Origin of the sequence: Aquimarina macrocephali JAMB N27 (genome assembly GCF_000520995.1) — a bacterium.
GTDB classification, from domain to species: Bacteria; Bacteroidota; Bacteroidia; order Flavobacteriales; family Flavobacteriaceae; genus Aquimarina; species Aquimarina macrocephali.
The window spans coordinates 354,832-373,116 of sequence record NZ_JACA01000003.1; the positions used below are offsets into that span (position 1 = coordinate 354,832).

The following is an 18,285-nucleotide window of genomic DNA, read 5'->3' on the forward strand; positions in this document are numbered from 1 at the left end:
ATTTTAATCCAATACCTAAAAACGTTTTCCATAATCATAAACCGCACCTCATGAATACAGATATCTTCGGAAAAGCCATTAAAGATTTTTATAACAAAGAATACACTGAAGATATTATTGTACAGGCAAATGATTTTGATGATGATCATATTCCTATCCCCTACCTATTTAGAGCTTATGCTGAAATGCCAGAAATAGAACAAAAAGCATTAAAGCTTTCATACGGTAAAGTACTAGATGTAGGTTGTGGTGCCGGAAGCCATAGTTTGTTTCTCCAAAATGATCAAAAGTTAGACGTAAAAGCTATAGATATATCCGAAGGTGCTATCGAAGTTTGTAAAAAAAGAGGAGTACATCATGCCATGGCACAAGATATTTATGATCATAATAATGCCACATATGATACCATACTATTACTAATGAATGGTAGTGGTATTGTTGGTACTTTAGATCACATTGATCGATTTTTTTCTCATATTAAAACACTTATCGCGCCGGGAGGTCAAATTTTAATGGATTCATCAGACATTTCATACCTTTTTCAAGATGAAGATGGAGGCTTTTGGGTAGATGCCTCTGCCGGATATTATGGAGAAATGAAATATAAATTAAAATATAAAAAACAAGAATCAGAATGGTTTGATTGGTTATATATTGATTATAACACACTTCAAAATGCTGCTAACGCCAATGGTTTACTATCAGAATTAATAGTTGAAGGAGAAAATAATGATTATCTGGCGAGATTTACCTTAGCATAATAGCAAAAATCCTTATAATATTATTGATGGTACAATCTTTGTGGCAAAGAAATCATTTAACAAAACAACGTTAAAGTAGAAATAAGACGCGATGTAAATTCGTTTATTTACTAGTCATACCAATTATTGTTTGAATTTATCATAAAAGAAAACAGTAAATGGTATTTTAACCCCTTTAAAAAGAAATCCTGTGCAAATAACAAAGCTGTTTGGTTACCTATTGATCTCTTCTTTTATTCTCATTGGATGTTCTGATGATGACGATACACCAGTTACAAACACCTTACAAGCAAACAATAAAAAACCTCTGGGTAGTTCTGCAAATGATTTACTAAGCGCAACCAATTTTAATAGTTTAACTATTGAGATTATAGCTGTACAAGGGTTCGAACCTACCTCACAGGCAATACAAGGGTTTAGAGAATTTTTACAAGATCGATTATTTAAACCCGACGGAATTACGATCACACAACGTTCTATACCTTCCTCTGGCAAAGCTCCTTTTTCTATTGAAGAGATAGTAGAAATAGAAAACACCACCAGGACACTATTTAATAAGGAAGACGATATCACTGTATATGTATATTTTGCTGATGGAAGCAAAGAAAATGACACCAATGAGCAAGTAACTTTAGGTTCTGCATACCTAAATACTTCGATGGTAATCTATGAAGGTACATTACGGGCATTAAGTACAAGGCCAAATTCTCCATCACTTAGTACTGTAGAAACTGCCACCCTAAATCATGAATTTTCTCATCTAATGGGGTTGGTAAACCTAGGCACTCCTCTGCAATCCGAACATGAGGATCCGGATGCCAGTAATCATTGTAATGTATCAAGTTGTTTGATGGAAGCCGCTATAGAATTTGGGAGTGGGATGATGGGTATGGGTAATGTAATTCCAGAACTAGATGCCCAATGCATTGCTGATCTGCAAGCAAATGGAGGTAGATAAAATAAAAAAGCACCACCTTTTTATTCTGATGATGCTTTCTTGAAAAAAATCACTGGCATTCCTAAAAGTTAATCTTTCTCTTTTCTAATCTGCTTATTTTCTTATTGTCGGCTATCAGAATCAGCCAATTTCACTAGTGAGAATGCTCCTATTGCCATTACAATATCTCTTACCGCTACATCAATATAATGTCCTCCAAACAGTAGAGTTAATGCTATAACTATTAACCACCCCATGACTACATATCCACCTATCTTGGGGCGATAAAGCACCATAATACCTGCTATAATTTCGATTACTCCCACGATAATCATAAACGTTCTGGCTTCAAAAGGCAATATACCCGCGAATCCAGAAGAAATATACTGACTCCAGTCTGTAAGTATATTGGTAAATTTATCTAACCCAGCAACTATAGGCACAAGACCGTATGTGTATTTTAATAGGGTAAAAACTGTCTTAATCTGCGAATCCATAATTTCAAATATTTTTTTGTTATTCGGTTTTTAGATAAAAAATCGATCTTTTGGTTACAAAGTTTTGTAACTTTTTGTGCAGTTTTTCATCTAAGCTATAAATAACAAGCTATGGAGCCCATTAAAATCAATGACTATAAAACTCATAAAATATCAGATTCTGATGTAATATGCCGTATTCATTCTGGAGAAAAAGAATTGTATGAAATCTTGCTAAGAAGAAATAATCAAAAACTATATCGAGTTATCCGAAGCTATATTAACGATCTGACCGAAATTGAAGATATAATGCAAAACACCTATCTCAAAGCCTATGAAAAACTCTACCAATTTAAGCACAACTCGCAATTCTCTACTTGGTTAATCCGAATTGGAATAAATGAAACTCTTGCTCGATTAAAAACAAAAGGAAAATATCATAACGTATATAAATCAGAAAATAGCGTATCGAATGATTTTATTCTCGAGATTCCTGATGCTGAACAATTAAATCCCGAGAAAAAAATGATACGACAAGAAGCAAAACAAATCTTAGAAAAAACTATTGATCTATTAGATGTAAAATACCGAACCGTTTATGTTCTTAGAGAGGTTGAAGGGATGAGTATGGCAGAAATATCAGATTGTTTAGGGCTAACAGTTTCTAATGTAAAGGTTCGTCTACATCGCGCCAAAGATATGATTAGAGAAGAACTCTATGAACTCTCCTTGGATACTGATATTTTCGAATTTGGATTTAGCAAATGTGATACTATCGTAGATAAAGTAATGAATGCTATCTAGTACACCTTTTCTCCGTCAATATAAGTAGCTTTCACTTTTATATTTGGGATTTGATCTTCATCAATTTCCATAATATTATCCTCAAGAATTACAAAATCCGCAAATTTACCTGCAGTAATACTTCCTTTTTCATACTCTTCAAAGTTACTATATGCTGCCCAAAGAGTCATTCCTTTTAGGGTCTCTTCTCTACTAAGTGCATTTTCTTTTTGAAAACCACCTTCTGGATATTGCTTTAGATCTTTTCGGGCTACTGCTGCATAAAAAGTATAGAATGGACTCACATGTTCTACAGGATAATCTGTTCCTAAAGCAATTCTACCTGTTTTTTCTAATAATTTTTTATAAGCATATGCCCCTTTTATACGTTCTTTTCCCAATCGCTCATCTGCCCAATACATATCGCTTGTAGCATGAGTTGGCTGCACACTCATTACCAGATTATTATTAAGGATTTCAAATTCTTCAGAAGCAACAACCTGGGCATGCTCTACTCTCCATCTTCTATCCGATTTATTTTGTAGCACATCATAATACGTTTTCATTACTACTGCATTGGCAGAGTCACCAATAGCATGAGTATTCATTTGAAAAGGTGATCCTGCTAATCGTTTTGCCAGAGTTTTAAATTCATCATTTCCTATGACCATAGCTCCATAATGATTTTCTTTATCTGCATATGGTTGTTTTAATGTAGCTCCTCTAGACCCTAATGCACCATCGGCATATACTTTGAAAGAGGAAACATTTAACTTGTCTGTTTTATGCACCCCATTCTTTAGGTAGTGATCTACATATTTGGGTACATTACTTACCATAGCATACATCCTGATTTTAAGCTCATTCTTTTTCTGTAAGCTATCTACCAGTGTAATTACTTCGGGGCTCAATCCCGCATCATCTACAGTAGTTAATCCATAACCAAAATTAATTTTTTCGGCATCTTTTAAAGCCTGTATTTGCTCCTTTACTGTAGGTTTAGGGATAACTGCACCAATCAACCCCATAGGATTATCGATCAATACACCAGTAAGTTTTCCATCTTTTTGAAGTATCTCCCCTCCTGCTACTTTAGTATCTACAGTAATTTTAGCAAGGTCTAATGCTGTTTCGTTTGCTATCATTGCATGACCATCTACACGGGTTACCGCTACAGGGGTATCAGGAAACAAACTATCTAATTTTTCTTTGGTTGGAAATTCTTTTATTTCCCAGTCATTTTGATCCCATCCTCGCCCCGTAATAAATGACACATTTTTTTCTTTCTGAAAAGCTACAATCCTATCCAATACTTCTGCATAACTTTTGGTGCCCATAAGATCAACTTTTTGTTGTTGTAATCCAAGGCCATAAAAATGACAATGTGCATCAATTAATCCTGGTACTATTGTCTTTCCATCTGCATCCAAAGTATCGGCAGCTGTATATCCCTTTAAGATTTCATCGTTACTACCCACGGCAACAAATTTACCTTCCTTTATTGCAAATGCCTCTGCTTTTGGACTTGTGTCCTCTACAGTGTATACATTTGCATTAATAACCAATAAGTCTACTGCAACCGGTTTCTTGCAAGAAAAAAGTAATACAGTAATAACCAATAGTAGAGATAATCTTTTCATTGTTGTCGAGTTTTTAGAGTTCTAAATGTAAATATATCTAATGTGTGTAGTGGTTAAGATTTTCTTAATATAATCTGGAGTACTAAAAAGCATATACATTCAAACTCTTTTTTAGCAACCCAACATCATAATGAAATTGAAAATAAAAACTTAAATTTCATAAAAATAAAAATATAAAGATCATGTACAACAAATTATATTATATCTTAATACTATCGGTATGCATTAGTTTGAGTTGTAATTCTCAAAAAGATCTAAAACAACTAGATACTCAAGCCATTCTTCAAAAAAGCATAAAAACGTACGACCCCGATAATCATTGGTCGATAACAAATCTAAAAATTCATATACAAGAACCTCGTATATCTAACCCTCACAGATATTCTATCTTAAAAATGGATAATAAAGATAATAGCTTTGAATTAACAAGAAATAGAGGTCAGCATATTTCTACACATATAATTGATGAAAAAGGAATCTCCAGAACACTTTTAGATGGAGAGATTAATACGGATAGTATTCAAATAAAAAAATATCGACTGCAACCGGAGCGAAATCTTAGCTACCAAAAATTTTATCAGCATTTAATTGGTTTGCCCATGTCTTTACATAAAGCTACAGTTGATACTTTTGGTAAAACAAGTAAAGCTATATTTAACGACACAGATAGCTATAAAATTGAACTTGTGTTGAAAGAGGTTATATTTTCTAAATATTGGAATATATATATTTCTCAAGAAGACTATACTCTATTAGGTATCGAAATTGTATTCCCTGATGATCCAACAAAAGGAGAACGCCTTTATTTTTCTGGCAACATTGTTATAGATGGAGTTACAATCCCAAGAATACGGCATTGGCACGAATATGATACCGATGCATATTCGGGATCTGATATCATAGTGAAAGAGGCTGTTAACAACAAGGAACTTCATTAATAGAATACAATAAATTTCTTAAGAGAGGCCTTAGGACTTCTCTAAAAAAGACAATAATGCATTTCGATATGTTAAGCTTATCGGGATATGTCTTTTTTTAATTTCTACATACTCTTTGGTATATGTTTTTATTTTCTCGGTATTTACAATATAAGATCTATGTATACGCATAAAGGAAAAAGAAGGCAATCGTAATACAAGATCACTCATCTTTTCATAAACGGCCAAAGTATTCTCTATTGTATGAATTTTGACATAATTACTTAAGCCTTCGATATACAGTAATTCTGAAAAATTAATTTTAACCATTTTTTTATCAGCTTTCACAAAAATATGATCAACTACAGGTGCAGGCGTAACAGTAGTAGTTGATAAACTAGGATTAATTTTTTGAATGGATTTTAAAAACCGATCAAAAGAAAAAGGCTTAAGCAGATAATCAATTGCACTTAAATCAAATCCTTCTAAAGCAAACTCACGATGTGCGGTTGTAAATACAATTTTAATTTTATTCTCTATGATTTTGGCCAGATTTAAGCCCGATAGTTTAGGCATTTCAATATCTAAGAACATCACATCTACCGAATGATTCTGGATATAATCCAGGGCCTCGAGAGCATTTTTAAATTCTCCCATTAGATCCAAAGTAGAAACATCTCCAATATATTTTTTTAAAATATTTCTTGCAGTCTGTTCATCATCTACAATAATACATCGAAGCTTCATTTGTTTATTTTATTTTTTGCAACTTCCATATTAGATAGTAATTCTTAACACAATAGTATACAATCTTTCTTCATCTTTAATATCTAATTGATATCGATCATTATATAGGATATCTAATCTTTTTTTGATGTTCTGTAAACCAATTCCTTTTAGTGAAGAATCATCTATACTATCTTCTGGTTTCGAATTTATAACTTCATAGATTAGCTGACCATTTGTTACCTCTAATTTAACAATTATATGAGCAATTTTGGTTTCGTTTTTTAAACTATGTTTAAAAGCATTTTCTACAAATGGCACCAAAATAAGAGGAGGTATAGATACCGGATCTATATCTTTGGGGATAGTAACCTGCACATCTACTCTATCTTCGAATCGAGATTTTTCTAGATCAATAAAATCATTTAGCAAACTGATTTCTTTTTCTAAAAGAATAAACCTTTGAGAACTCTCATATAAAGAAAAGCTAAGGAAATCTGATAATTTGAGTATAAGTTCTGGGGCTTTTTTTGAGCTTTCCAAAGATAATCCGTAGATATTATTTAAGGTATTAAAAAGAAAATGAGGATTAATTTGTGATTTTAGATACTTCAATTCTGATTGCAATTTTTCATTTTCAAGGGTTTTAGCCCTCTTTTGCAATTCTGCTACTTTCCAAATAACCGAAATTCCAATAATAAAAATCAAAGGAGAAGCTATGATCATAGAAGCCTGTAAAAACTTGTATGGTAGCCACATTCCAGAATCTGTCATATTAGGATAGAGAATGGATAATATCTCATAATTAATAATTCGTTGAATAAATCCAGAGACTATTAATGTGAGTATAGTATACACAAAATATTTTACCGTTTTACCTTGTAATAAGAGTTTTGGTAATAGAACAAAATAATTAAAATACACAATAATAAGTCGCATGGGCAAATTCATAAGCTCAAAAGCTAATGCTTCTGTATATTTCCCTTTATAACTAGCTTCAACTACGGTGAATATAGCAGTATATACAATCCAAAAACCAATATGAAACCAAATGCTTTTAATCTTCATCGATAACAAAGCTATAGGATTTTTGGTTTTCAGTCCTATCAAAATCCATAATTTATGTAAATCTATAATCTACTTATGTGTAATGAACTGGCATAAGTAAAAAGCGATTACACATCAAAAAAGAGGAGTTTAATATAAAAACGATCTTCTCAATTCCTTTATCAAATACATTCGTTAAAAAGAAAAAAACACTAAGTAATACCAATCTCACATATTTTATTTTTAAAACAAAATAGATGAAAACAGTTTTTTATATCATTTTTTTTACCGGATTCGGTTTTTACGGTATCGCACAAAAACCAATTAAGCAATTAAACAAAAGTTTTATAGCTTATACGATTCCCGAAAAAGACATATTACCAGAAAACGTTGCTTACGATCCTACGGATGCTTCTTTTTATATTGGTAGTACCCGAAAAGGAAAAATTATAAAACGAACCAAAGATGGAGTATATCATGATTTTGTAAAACCACAACAAGACGGTTTACATATGATCATTGGGATGAAAGTTGACCCGGTTCGAAGATATCTTTGGGTATGCAGCTCTGGAGGGAATAACCTTATTGGATATAGTAGAAAAGATAAAAACGAAGGACGCCCAGCAGGGATTTTTAAATATGATCTGCAAACAGGAAAACTCATCAAAAAATATTGGATCGATATCCCGGGAGAGGTTCATTTCTTTAATGACATCGTTTTGGATACATCCGGAAATCTGTATGCTACACATATGTTTTCTAACCCAATACTATATACAATCCAAAATGATAACGATAAATTAAAAGTCTTAACCCCTCTTTCTGAAATAAAATATCCTAATGGCATTACTATTTCTGATAATAACACTTATCTATTTATAGCACATTCTGAAGGAATTCTTCGTATACATATCAAAACCGGAAAAAAACAAAACATACAACATCCCGAAAATAATATAACCGGTAGCAAAAGCATAGATGGGTTATACTTTTATAAAAATTCTTTGATTGGTATACAACCGGATAAAAACTCAGTCAAAAAATTCGTACTCAATGCAGAGCAAAATGCTATTATAAAAACAATACCTCTAGAATACAACCATCCCATGATGAACAATCCTACTACAGGAGTTTTGGTAGATAATGAATTGTATTATATCGCAAACGCTCAATTCGGAAGCTTTAATAAAGACGGATCACTATTCTCTATGGAAAAATTATATGAACCCACCATTTTAAAAGTAAAACTAGATGACTAATAACATCTTATAAAAACATTAATCATGGACAGGAAACAATTTTTAACTACGGGAGTATTAACCACTGGATTATATATTGTAGCTCCTTATGCGATATTTTCGCAAGAGCAAGAAAAGCCACAATTAGACAAAAAAATAGTACAGAATTTTGTTGGTGCCGGGCATAAAAGTTTGGAAACAGTAAAAGAATTATTAGCAGAACACCCTACCTTGATCAATGCTGCACATGATTGGAGAGGTGGGGATTTTGAAACATGTTTGGGAGCCGCAAGTCATGTTGGATATAAAGAACTGGCTCAATACCTATTGGATCATGGAGCTCAAACCAATGTGTTTACCGCTGCTCTTTTCGGAAAGATCGACATCATCAAATCGATACTAGAATTTTCACCTGGAACACTGCATGCAAAAGGGCCACATGGGTACACACTTCTTCATCACGCAGAAAGGGGTGGTGATCAATCAAAAGAAGTTACTGAGTATCTAAAGTCTTTAGGTCTAAAAAAGACAAAAATAGACCTCTTTTAAACAATCAAAAAACGAACAGAAAAATCAAATGAGGTCTATTTTTATCGTATGTATGCTGGTGAGCGTATTATCATCGGCACAGGAAGCTATTGATGTTCCTTTAGGGAATGGCACTATTATTTTGGATGGAAAATTAGAAGAGAATGCATGGAGTGACGCCTTAGAATTTTCTGATTTTAAGCAAATAGATCCCAATATAGGAACTCCTGCATCGGAACAGGTAATAGTAAAAGTTTTATATGATGAGGAGTATCTCTATATAGGAGGAGTTATCAATTTTAGAGACCCTTCTCAGATATTCGCAACAACATTAGAAAGAGATATTGCTCAAGTAAAAGATGACTATTTTCAAATACATCTCGACACTTATAATGATAAAATAAACACACTCATTTTTAGAACAAATCCATTGAGTGCACGACAGGATATGGAAGTAAGCCGTAATGGCGAAGAATTTAATACTTCGTGGAATACCTTTTGGGATGTTAAATCGATTATTACAGAAAAGGGATGGAGTACAGAAATGAGAATTCCGTTTTCATCTTTACGATATGAAAAATCTTCTGAGAATATCATGAGGTTTAAAGCAACTGTAAAATACAAAGAGATCAATGAGCGTATAACGTCTCATCTCAAAAATATCGATATCGGTAACGCATTACATCATTTTACAAATGCTCAGGAAATACGCTTTACAGGTTTATCGGTAACAAAACCACTATATATAACTCCGTATATAAAGGCAAATGCTATTCGGGAAAACCTCATTAATGAAGAAGGAACAGCGTATGAAAGCAATACTACCATCTTAGAGCGCAAACAATATGCAGATCATGAAGTATTAGATAAAGTATTAAGTAATTTGGGGTTGGATGTAAAATTTAAACCTAATGCAAATCATACAATAGATTTTACCTTAAACACAGATTTTGCAGAGGTAGAAGCAGATGATCGAATAGTTAACATTTCTCGTTTCCCGATATTTTTAAATGAAAAACGATTGTTTTTCCTTGAAAATGCAGATATATTCAACTCTAATCAATTTGATCATCGCTTATTTCATTCCAGGCGTATTGGTATTCAAGATGGTGCTTCTATTCCTATTATAGGAGGGGTTCGGTTTACAGGTGGAAATACAAAATGGCAATACGGGCTTTTATCAATGCAAACACATGAGGTAAATGAAGTAGCGGCTTCTGCTAATAAGAGTGTAACCCGAATTAAAAAAAACATAGGAAAACTGGGGTCATATATTGGTTTTATAAATACCAATTCACTAAGCAGTGAAGATCATAACCATTTGATGGCAGTGGATGCAAATATTCGTTTGACCAACACCATTAGAACGCAATTAACAGTGGGTGCAACCTTTGATAAAGAAAAGGGAGATTGGAAACCAATGTATGGTGCTTCAATAAACACATTTAAAAACAATGGTTTTGGGCTGCAATACAGGTTTCGGGAATACACAGAAAACTTCGACCCTAAATTGGGTTTTGTCTCTCAACCTAATACCAAGCGTTTGACATTAAACCATGGGTGGAGAAAATCATTTACCAATCATTCATTCTTACAATTCTTTTCGATAGGTCATTATTTTAGAAAAAACTGGTTGTCTAATTCTGGTCATCACGATTTTTTTCAAACGAATTTATACATGACAGCGATACATAAAAAAGGGCATCGTTTAACTATGTTTTTTCCTATCTATCAAGAAGATAATTTATATAGTGATTGGGAAATAGCAGAAGGAGTAACTATCCCAGCTGCACAGTATAAGATGTGGAAATTTAATCCTATTTTTATTTCCGGGAATGCAAAACCATATAAAATCACACTAGATACAGAAATAGGAGAATTTTATGGAGGAAACCAGTTTACTATGTCATATAATGTTTCTTATGATTTTAGCAAACTCTTTCAAGCTCAATTAGGTGGTACATACAATAGTCTTAGGTTTCCCGAAAGGTATGTTGATGAAGCATCTAGAAAATTAAATTTAAGTAGGTATTTTTCAAGGTTGAAATTCAATTTATCTTCAAAAACCTCTTTAAACTCTTTTGTACAATATGACACACGAAGTGATCAATTAGGGTGGAATCTTAGGTTTAGGTTTAATCCTATAGAAGGTACTGATTTATATGTCGTATATAATCATAATGCCAATACCAACAGGAATGCATTACAACCTAGATTGCCTTTTACAGATAATCAAATACTTATTATCAAATTTTCTAAAACCTTTATACGATAAAAGATTTTAATCTATTCTAAAAATTTATCGCTTACCGCTACCCCTATCTCCTATTTTCCATCGAGGATAAGTTTTAACCACCTCGATCGTTCTGGGCTCAAATAAATTTCATCATGATATTCTGGAGCTAATTGCACTGATAGTTGTCCTGGCTTTATTGGGGTTAATTTCTTTATGGCATTTATGTTTACCAAAAGCTGTCTGCTTAATCGAATAAACTCTTCTGGGTTAATCATAGTTTGTAATTGATTTAAAGAATCATCCAAAGGAAATAATTTTCCATCCAAAAGTTTTGCAAAAACTAATTCGTCTCGATAGAAATATGCTATATCACTTATCTTAACCGGGGTCATACTATTTCCCGATTTTAGCAAAAAACGTTCTTTATACTCAGGTTTTTCTTCTTTTTGTATAAGTTGAAGTAAATCTATATTTCTAATAATCCATTCATCTGCTTCTTTAACTCGGTTTTTAAAGAATTTTCGTAATGCATTTTGTAAATCTTCTTTATTGATAGGTTTTAGTAAATAATCGATTCCTGTTGTTTTAAAAGCTCGTATGGCATATTCATCATAAGCGGTAATAAAAATAATAGGAGCATCGATGGTAACTTCTTTCAATATATCGAAAGAAATCCCGTCGGATAGGTGAATATCCATAAAAATTAAATCCGGATGTTCATTGGATTGAAACCAATCTATACTTTCTGTTACCGTAGAAATTGAAGCAATAACAGAAATATTTGTACTGATCCTAGCAATTAGTTTTACTAGATGATCTCTGGCAGTTGCTTCATCCTCTAATATGATAGTTCTAATTTTCACACACTTAATTTTTTATAATCCATTGATACTAAATGAAAATTTTAAACATTGCTGTTTGTTTCATTGGTTGTTGGTAGTAAAGGTATAGACACTCTAAACTCATCTTTGGTATTCGAAATAATCACCTTATTCTCGGTTAGGAAATCATATCGTTTTGTTATATTTTCTAATCCAGTGCCGGTAGTACCAGCGGTACGTTTAGGATTATTATTATTTATTACTGTAAAGTAGTTTGCTGTTACTTCAAAGTGAATGTGTAACGGTGATTGTTCATCTATTCTATTATGTTTTACGGCATTTTCAATAAGTTGTTGTAGCACTAATGGAGGAACGCTTTTATATTCAAAAAACGCTGAATCTACTGCATCATGTATTTTTAGAGCAGTTTTATAGCGTTGTTCAATAAGTAAAAGATATTGTCGTGCCATCTCGTATTCACGTGATATAGGTATAATTGCCTTTTCATTATTTTGGAGAATATATCTATATACCGATGCTATATTTTTTAGAAATCTTTGTGCCAGTGCACCATCTTCATCAATTAAGTAATATAACGTATTAAAGTTATTGAACATGAAATGGGGATCGAGTTGATTTTTTAGAATTGATAAATTTGCCTTTATAATTTCCTTTTTAAATTGTTCATTTTGTATATGAGAAATATAGTACTGATTTTTCCAGTTGAATGTCAGCAAAATCAGACCAAAGATCATACAAATTGCTAGCCCGGTCAAAGCAGAAAATATTACATGTTGTATCATAGGAGGTTCACTACCCAGAATTAAATAATCTAACCATTTATAAAAATAAAAAAAGATTGTATAGATAACTGTTCCTCCAAAACTACTCCCTAAAAAGATCCAAATAGAGTTTAGGTTTTTTTGCACCAACTTTTTCTGAAGCCTATGAATTACTTCAAAACTTAAGTAAATAATAGACATCCATAACAATAAAAAAAGTAGATCTACTTTAGGAGCTTTTCTAAATTTTGATGCAATTGCTATAATGCTAAACATAACTATCCCCACAATAAAAACGATAACAAGTCGCCATCCCAGTGATAATTTAGGTGTTTCTATATTCATATCGAATCATTTTGCACTAATAAAAATAGGCAATTGAAGACAAAATCTATTTTATGAAAGCAGATTTACTTTACTATTCTATAATCTTGTCGTCATGCTCATATCCTATATTGCATAGTTTATCCTTTAAAAAAATAAGTTCGAGAGTATAATATTAGGGTTCATGATATTCTTCAAAAAAACACAATACAAACGAAGTATTTTTGAGGTATCAATCTCAAAATAATATACAATGAAAACTATATTTTCTTTATTTCTAAGTATTACCTTTTTATCTACTGCATTCATATACTCACAGGATAAAATTGATTTATCAAAGTACAGTTTTCAGATAGAAGACCTCAAAAATGATACATTTCTATCCTTCACAAAACAGCGATTAGAAAACAGTCAATTTGTATTTGTAGGAGAACAGCATGGTATTAAAGAAGCCGGGATTTTTACAAATACAATATACGATATAGCTCAACCTTTTGGTTATCATACACTCTGTATAGAGACAGATGCCATAGCTGCAGAAAAAATAACGGCCATAGCCTCATCTAATGACCCTATCGGTAATGCAAAAAAATTACATCAGGAGTTTCCTTTTGCCATTCCTTTTTATAATAATGAAGATGATTATGATCTGTTTACTAATGTGATTAAAAAGAAAGGAACGCTCTGGGGGATTGATCAGACTTTTATGGTTCAGTTTCGTCTTAATTTTGATTATATTATTTCTACTACATCCAATAAATCTTTAAAAGAAAAACTCAAGGAATTAAAAAAGGAGGCCAATGAGGGTTATCGATATGCTATAGCTAATAAAAAGTATGGAGCTACTTATATTTTTAAATATAATGAAGCTATACATAAATCGTTACTAGAACTAGCTACAGATCCTAAAGAAATCGAAATTTTAAAACAACTCTGGAAAACTAAAGAAATATACGCCTACAATATGATTACCAAAGAGTATTATAAAAACAATAATACTCGGAGTCAATTAATGAAACGTAATTTTTTAAACTATTACAACACAGTAAAAGTTGATAATAACACTCCAAAAGTAATCTTTAAACTAGGTGCCAATCATACAGCAAAAGGGTTAAATCGAACTAATATCTATGACATTTCTAATATGGCCAGTGAAATGGCAATTACCAATAAAATGCACTCGTTGCATTACATTGTGATGGGTATAACTGGAAAAGCAGGTATGGGAAATCCATTTACTCCTAATCCTGTAGTGCCATTTGATAATATTAAAGATTTTCCAGAAGAAATTCAGAAGATAATACCAACTATAACCCAGAAATATTATGTTCTGGATTTAACTTCTTTAAGACCTTATGCCTATTCTAATTTTTCTGATGCCTTTAAGAAAACTATATTTAGATATGATGTTCTTGTCCTGGTGCAAAATGCAGAAGCATTTAAGAGTTTTTGATACTATGACCCTATATTTTATTCTGTGAATTACTTCTATACTATTAGTGCTTTCCTTTTTATCATTCAAAAACCAGAATTGAATCCTATCGAATTTATTAAAAAAACGCGCATAAATTTATGCGCGTTTTTTATTTTATGAATCAAAATACTTTTCGAGATCTAATTACTTATTTTTTGAGATCCAAGTATTGATTTTATTTTCTAACAATGCCAATGGTACACATCCGGTTTCTAACACTTGATTATGAAACTGGCGAATATCAAATTTATCTCCTAGTGCTGCCTTGGCTTTGGCACGAAGTTCTCTTATTTTTAATTGCCCAATTTTATAAGATAATGCTTGACCTGGATTGGCCATATAACGTTCGATTTCTGAAGTAATCCCTGCTTCTGATTCTGCTTCATTATCTAATGAATATTGAATTGCCTGCTCTCGTGTCCAGCCTTTAGAATGCAATCCCGTATCTACGACAAGACGAACAGCACGATGCATCTCTGCTCCTAACATCCCAAAATACTGATATGGATCGGTGTACAAGCCTAGTTCTTTACCCAAAGATTCACTATATAATGCCCAACCTTCACCATAACCACTGTACCATAATGTTTTTCTAAATTTTGGTAATTCTTCACTTTCCTGAGTTAATGAGATCTGATAATGATGTCCTGGTATTGCTTCATGTAAAAACAACGACTCATCGCTATAGGTATTATACTTGGCTACTTCTGGAATCGGTGTATAAAAGATCCCAGGACGCGTACCATCTAATGACCCTGGATTATATTCTGCACTAGCTGAGTTCTCACGAAAAGCTTCTGTTCTACGTACTTCAAATGGTGTTTTTGGTTTTACATCAAACAGTTTTTCAATCTGTGGCTTCATGCGATCATGGATTGCATTAAAATTGTCAATTACTTGCTGTGACTCTGTAAATGGCATCAATTCTTTCTTAGTACGCACATGATCAAAAAATGATTTTAGATCACCGGTATATCCTACTTGCTCTTTAATTTTTTCCATTTCAGAGGAGATCCTGGCAACTTCAGAAAGCCCTAGCTTATGAATCTCATCGGCTGTCATAGTCGTTGTTGTGTACAACTTGATTTGATATTGATAAAACTCTTTTCCGCCAGGAATACCTTCAATACCAGAACTAGCTCTACCCACTTCCATATAATCTGTACTCATAAATTTATGAAGGCTTTTATAGGTAGGAACAATTTTTTCGGAAACCATTTTGCTGTAAGCTTCTGTTAATTGTTTTTTGTCTTCATCAGAAAAATCTTCTGGAAAATTCTTTACAGGAGTATAGAAAAGATGTTGATCCAAGTTCTCAACCGTTAATGCTTCTAATTGTGGAAGCACTTTTACGATCAATGATTTTGGTAACACATACCCTGCAGCCATACCTTCTTTCATTTTTGCTTCGGCAGATGTCATCCAATCAATATATCCTTCCAGGCGTTTTAACCAATTATTATAATCTTCGACAGTTTTAAAAGGTTGTGCACTTGCACCGCTAGCCAATTGTCCCGCAACAAGATTAATAGACCACATTTGATCGATAGGAAAATAGTCTTGCTTAAAATTAAAACTTTCTAAATTCATATCACATTCCCAGTTGAGAATTGCCTTAGTCATCTTCTCGCTTTCTGATAATGTAGCATCATCAAATTGCTCCAATTGCTCTTTATATTTTTTAAAATAAGCTTTAGCTTTACTTACTGTTTCATCTGCAAGAGGGTTAGGGAATTGATCGTTAAATCTATTATCCCCGGCAAAGGTAGCTTGTACCGGATTGAGCTGCAGACCTTCTTCATAATAATTATCTAGCATCTCATTAAATTCGGCACTAACATCTACCTTTTCTACAGGTTCTTTGGTAGTAGTAGCTTCATTTTTACAAGCTGTAAAAATCATAGCAAAACAAGCTATAGAAAGCATCTTTTTGATCATGATATGGTATATTTTTGATTTAGGAATGAAAGATAGGAAAATTAGCATGAAAATAAATGCACCTTAACACTGTAGTAACTTCTCTAGATAAGCGTTGCCCTCACAAGTTTTATGAACTTGTGAGGGCAACGATGTATTGGATTCTGGTAAGTTTTTGGTATGCTTATTTTTCTATGAGTAAAATAGCTTGTTTTCTTTTTCTAACTGAAAATTTCGTTTTTGACATAATTATTTCTTTAAGGCTCTTTACACAAAATACAAAACGCTCAAATACCAGAGAGTATAACATTACATTAAGGACTAATCCTCCTATAACACCGTAGATTCCCTTAAACATTTCTGAATATCCTATAGTATTTGTAGGAAGGTTAACTATAGAATGTAATTTTAGTAAAAATTCTGTTGTGGGAGTTAAAACAAGTGTTTCTTCATTGTTGGCGTATCCAATTAGACTACATATTGCTGCTAAAACATAAAGTAAAATAAATGTAACAATATATGTATGTATATTAATCTTTTTCATCTGTATATCTGGTATTAAAAGTTATAATAAAACTGTTCCTAATACTGTGCAAGATATAGCCGTTTAAGCGTGTATAAAACACCGTAAACGATGAAAATTAGGGTACTGAAAACAGGGATGTTTTATACCCCATTTACTGGTATGTTGTATTTAGAATCTATCAAAAATAAATTAGTATTCTCTAAGGTATTTCTCTTTTTCTTTAAGTGCAATAGCTTGTTTTCCTCTTCCGGTCAGGAATTTTGTTTTTAAGGTAATTCTTTCTTTTAGTCTTTGAAAAAATACAATGAAGTGTAAATGTGGCCCTGTAGCCCAACCTACATCACCACTATATCCTATAAATTGACCTATTTTTATCTCATCTCCGATGTTTACCTGTGCTCCATTTTTTTTAATATGGGTATACTCGGCAAAAGTACCATCACTATGATAGATAAGAATAAAATTGTTATACTTGGCACACTCGGCAGAAGTACAACTTTTACTAAAACTTTCTTCGATATCTACAACTACTCCATCCCGTGCTGCATAAATTTTAGTTCCTACTGGCATTTTAAAATCTAATGCATTTTCATTTTGGTGAGAAGTAGCTCCATTATATCCTTGGGATAACCAATATTCTTCTCCTTTTTTAAATGGTAAGTAATATTTAAAACCGGTATCGTATTTTTTTTGGTTATGATTTCCATGATTATAGATAGATTCATATCCCAGTTTTATGCGTTTTTTTCTATCAATTACCTTTAGGTCGGTAATCGTATGTCTTTTTGTTTTTGCTGGTACTACAAAAACTTTATTGCTCCCATTAGTTGATGTTAGATTTTCTAATCTGAAGTCTATTTTTGCAGATACCGGAGTATATTCATCATTATCCGCCAGGATCTTAAACCCATTTTCTGTTTCTTCATAATAGAGTTTAAAGTTATCCTGGGAAAACATACTCATTGAAAACAGGCAAAAAATAAGAAGTAAAGTACCTTTCATAAGTTTTATTTTATCTAAACAACTACAAAAACTATACCGATAGCAATATGTTAATCAATTAACAAGATATCACCGGTAAAAAACCAAATCATTCTACATCCAATATATGGATAAATGAATGGTATTTTTATTACTATAAGGTACCAAAAA

17 protein-coding genes are annotated in these 18,285 nt (G+C 32.3%); 8 read left to right on the forward strand and 9 right to left on the reverse strand.

Annotation, left to right across the window (positions count from 1 at the left end; genetic code table 11):
• Positions 1-50 precede the first annotated feature (50 nt).
• Together Z054_RS0104655 and Z054_RS0104660 are read left to right on the forward strand one after the other, a co-directional pair.
• Positions 51-761 (forward strand): class I SAM-dependent methyltransferase, encoded by a 711-nt coding sequence (locus tag Z054_RS0104655; protein WP_024768923.1) that lies wholly within the window; start codon positions 51-53, stop codon positions 759-761.
• A 190-nt stretch (positions 762-951) separates the two neighbouring features.
• Positions 952-1,719, forward strand: coding sequence for a hypothetical protein (locus tag Z054_RS0104660; RefSeq protein ID WP_051473667.1), 768 nt, complete (start codon positions 952-954; stop codon positions 1,717-1,719).
• 101 nt (positions 1,720-1,820) lie between these two features.
• Here the strand turns inward: Z054_RS0104660 and Z054_RS0104665 are convergent, their stop codons facing one another.
• On the reverse strand, positions 1,821-2,195 hold the full coding sequence (locus Z054_RS0104665) for a hypothetical protein (protein WP_024768925.1): 375 nt from the start codon (positions 2,193-2,195) through the stop codon (positions 1,821-1,823).
• 111 nt (positions 2,196-2,306) lie between these two features.
• Between Z054_RS0104665 and Z054_RS0104670 the strand changes: the two genes are divergently transcribed.
• Positions 2,307-2,978 (forward strand): RNA polymerase sigma factor, encoded by a 672-nt coding sequence (locus Z054_RS0104670; RefSeq protein ID WP_024768926.1) that lies wholly within the window; start codon positions 2,307-2,309, stop codon positions 2,976-2,978.
• Here Z054_RS0104670 and Z054_RS0104675 read toward each other — a convergent pair.
• The gene (locus Z054_RS0104675; protein WP_024768927.1) at positions 2,975-4,597 is read right to left on the reverse strand and encodes an amidohydrolase; all 1,623 of its coding nucleotides are present in this window, start codon (positions 4,595-4,597) and stop codon (positions 2,975-2,977) included. The two genes, Z054_RS0104670 and Z054_RS0104675, sit on opposite strands and share 4 nt — an antisense overlap.
• Positions 4,598-4,779: 182 nt before the next feature.
• Between Z054_RS0104675 and Z054_RS0104680 the strand changes: the two genes are divergently transcribed.
• Positions 4,780-5,535, forward strand: coding sequence for a DUF6503 family protein (locus Z054_RS0104680; protein ID WP_152538466.1), 756 nt, complete (start codon positions 4,780-4,782; stop codon positions 5,533-5,535).
• A 30-nt stretch (positions 5,536-5,565) separates the two neighbouring features.
• On the opposite strand, the gene Z054_RS0104685 is transcribed toward Z054_RS0104680, so the two are convergent.
• Both Z054_RS0104685 and Z054_RS0104690 read right to left on the reverse strand, forming a co-directional pair.
• Positions 5,566-6,261 (reverse strand): LytR/AlgR family response regulator transcription factor, encoded by a 696-nt coding sequence (locus tag Z054_RS0104685; protein WP_024768929.1) that lies wholly within the window; start codon positions 6,259-6,261, stop codon positions 5,566-5,568.
• 30 nt (positions 6,262-6,291) lie between these two features.
• Positions 6,292-7,350 carry a sensor histidine kinase gene (locus tag Z054_RS0104690; RefSeq protein WP_152538467.1) on the reverse strand — a complete coding sequence of 353 codons (1,059 nt, stop codon included), beginning with the start codon at positions 7,348-7,350 and terminating at the stop codon, positions 6,292-6,294.
• 194 nt (positions 7,351-7,544) lie between these two features.
• Between Z054_RS0104690 and Z054_RS0104695 the strand changes: the two genes are divergently transcribed.
• From Z054_RS0104695 to Z054_RS0104705, 3 genes are read left to right on the forward strand one after another with little or no spacing between them, the layout of a single operon-like run.
• Positions 7,545-8,546: an SMP-30/gluconolactonase/LRE family protein gene (locus Z054_RS0104695; RefSeq protein ID WP_024768931.1), complete on the forward strand. Its 1,002-nt coding sequence runs from the start codon at positions 7,545-7,547 to the stop codon at positions 8,544-8,546.
• Between the two features lie 24 nt (positions 8,547-8,570).
• Complete coding sequence (locus Z054_RS0104700) at positions 8,571-9,074, forward strand: ankyrin repeat domain-containing protein (RefSeq protein WP_024768932.1); 504 nt, start codon at positions 8,571-8,573, stop codon at positions 9,072-9,074.
• Positions 9,075-9,102: 28 nt separating this feature from the next.
• Complete coding sequence (locus tag Z054_RS0104705; RefSeq protein WP_152538468.1) at positions 9,103-11,328, forward strand: carbohydrate binding family 9 domain-containing protein; 2,226 nt, start codon at positions 9,103-9,105, stop codon at positions 11,326-11,328.
• Positions 11,329-11,378: 50 nt separating this feature from the next.
• Here Z054_RS0104705 and Z054_RS0104710 read toward each other — a convergent pair whose 3' ends face one another.
• Both Z054_RS0104710 and Z054_RS29905 read right to left on the reverse strand, forming a co-directional pair.
• Positions 11,379-12,152, reverse strand: coding sequence for a LytR/AlgR family response regulator transcription factor (locus Z054_RS0104710; protein WP_024768934.1), 774 nt, complete (start codon positions 12,150-12,152; stop codon positions 11,379-11,381).
• Between the two features lie 41 nt (positions 12,153-12,193).
• The gene (locus tag Z054_RS29905; protein ID WP_024768935.1) at positions 12,194-13,237 is read right to left on the reverse strand and encodes a sensor histidine kinase; all 1,044 of its coding nucleotides are present in this window, start codon (positions 13,235-13,237) and stop codon (positions 12,194-12,196) included.
• 232 nt (positions 13,238-13,469) lie between these two features.
• Here Z054_RS29905 and Z054_RS0104720 point away from each other — a divergent pair, with 232 nt between their 5' ends.
• Entirely contained in the window at positions 13,470-14,669 is a 1,200-nt protein-coding gene (locus tag Z054_RS0104720; protein WP_024768936.1) for a hypothetical protein, read from the forward strand.
• A gap of 165 nt (positions 14,670-14,834) precedes the next feature.
• Here Z054_RS0104720 and Z054_RS0104725 read toward each other — a convergent pair whose 3' ends face one another.
• From Z054_RS0104725 to Z054_RS0104735, 3 genes are all read right to left on the reverse strand, one after another.
• A complete protein-coding gene (locus Z054_RS0104725) occupies positions 14,835-16,628 on the reverse strand; it encodes a DUF885 domain-containing protein (protein ID WP_051473668.1) in 1,794 nt (597 codons plus the stop codon).
• A 163-nt stretch (positions 16,629-16,791) separates the two neighbouring features.
• Entirely contained in the window at positions 16,792-17,151 is a 360-nt protein-coding gene (locus Z054_RS0104730; protein WP_024768938.1) for a hypothetical protein, read from the reverse strand.
• Positions 17,152-17,322: 171 nt separating this feature from the next.
• Positions 17,323-18,135 (reverse strand): M23 family metallopeptidase, encoded by an 813-nt coding sequence (locus Z054_RS0104735; protein ID WP_024768939.1) that lies wholly within the window; start codon positions 18,133-18,135, stop codon positions 17,323-17,325.
• Positions 18,136-18,285: the final 150 nt, after the last annotated feature.

Excerpts from the sequence above, each read along its gene's own strand:
- Z054_RS29905 (WP_024768935.1), bottom strand. The coding sequence starts at position 13,237 with ATGAATATAGAAACACCTAAATTATCACTGGGATGGCGACTTGTTATC.
- Z054_RS0104685 (WP_024768929.1), bottom strand. The coding sequence starts at position 6,261 with ATGAAGCTTCGATGTATTATTGTAGATGATGAACAGACTGCAAGAAAT.
- Z054_RS0104665 (WP_024768925.1), bottom strand. The coding sequence starts at position 2,195 with ATGGATTCGCAGATTAAGACAGTTTTTACCCTATTAAAATACACATAC.
- Z054_RS0104705 (WP_152538468.1), top strand. The coding sequence starts at position 9,103 with ATGAGGTCTATTTTTATCGTATGTATGCTGGTGAGCGTATTATCATCG.
- Z054_RS0104725 (WP_051473668.1), bottom strand. The coding sequence starts at position 16,628 with ATGATCAAAAAGATGCTTTCTATAGCTTGTTTTGCTATGATTTTTACA.
- Z054_RS0104700 (WP_024768932.1), top strand. The coding sequence starts at position 8,571 with ATGGACAGGAAACAATTTTTAACTACGGGAGTATTAACCACTGGATTA.
- Z054_RS0104720 (WP_024768936.1), top strand. The coding sequence starts at position 13,470 with ATGAAAACTATATTTTCTTTATTTCTAAGTATTACCTTTTTATCTACT.
- Z054_RS0104680 (WP_152538466.1), top strand. The coding sequence starts at position 4,780 with ATGTACAACAAATTATATTATATCTTAATACTATCGGTATGCATTAGT.
- Z054_RS0104675 (WP_024768927.1), bottom strand. The coding sequence starts at position 4,597 with ATGAAAAGATTATCTCTACTATTGGTTATTACTGTATTACTTTTTTCT.
- Z054_RS0104670 (WP_024768926.1), top strand. The coding sequence starts at position 2,307 with ATGGAGCCCATTAAAATCAATGACTATAAAACTCATAAAATATCAGAT.
- Z054_RS0104695 (WP_024768931.1), top strand. The coding sequence starts at position 7,545 with ATGAAAACAGTTTTTTATATCATTTTTTTTACCGGATTCGGTTTTTAC.
- Z054_RS0104655 (WP_024768923.1), top strand. The coding sequence starts at position 51 with ATGAATACAGATATCTTCGGAAAAGCCATTAAAGATTTTTATAACAAA.
- Z054_RS0104730 (WP_024768938.1), bottom strand. The coding sequence starts at position 17,151 with ATGAAAAAGATTAATATACATACATATATTGTTACATTTATTTTACTT.
- Z054_RS0104735 (WP_024768939.1), bottom strand. The coding sequence starts at position 18,135 with ATGAAAGGTACTTTACTTCTTATTTTTTGCCTGTTTTCAATGAGTATG.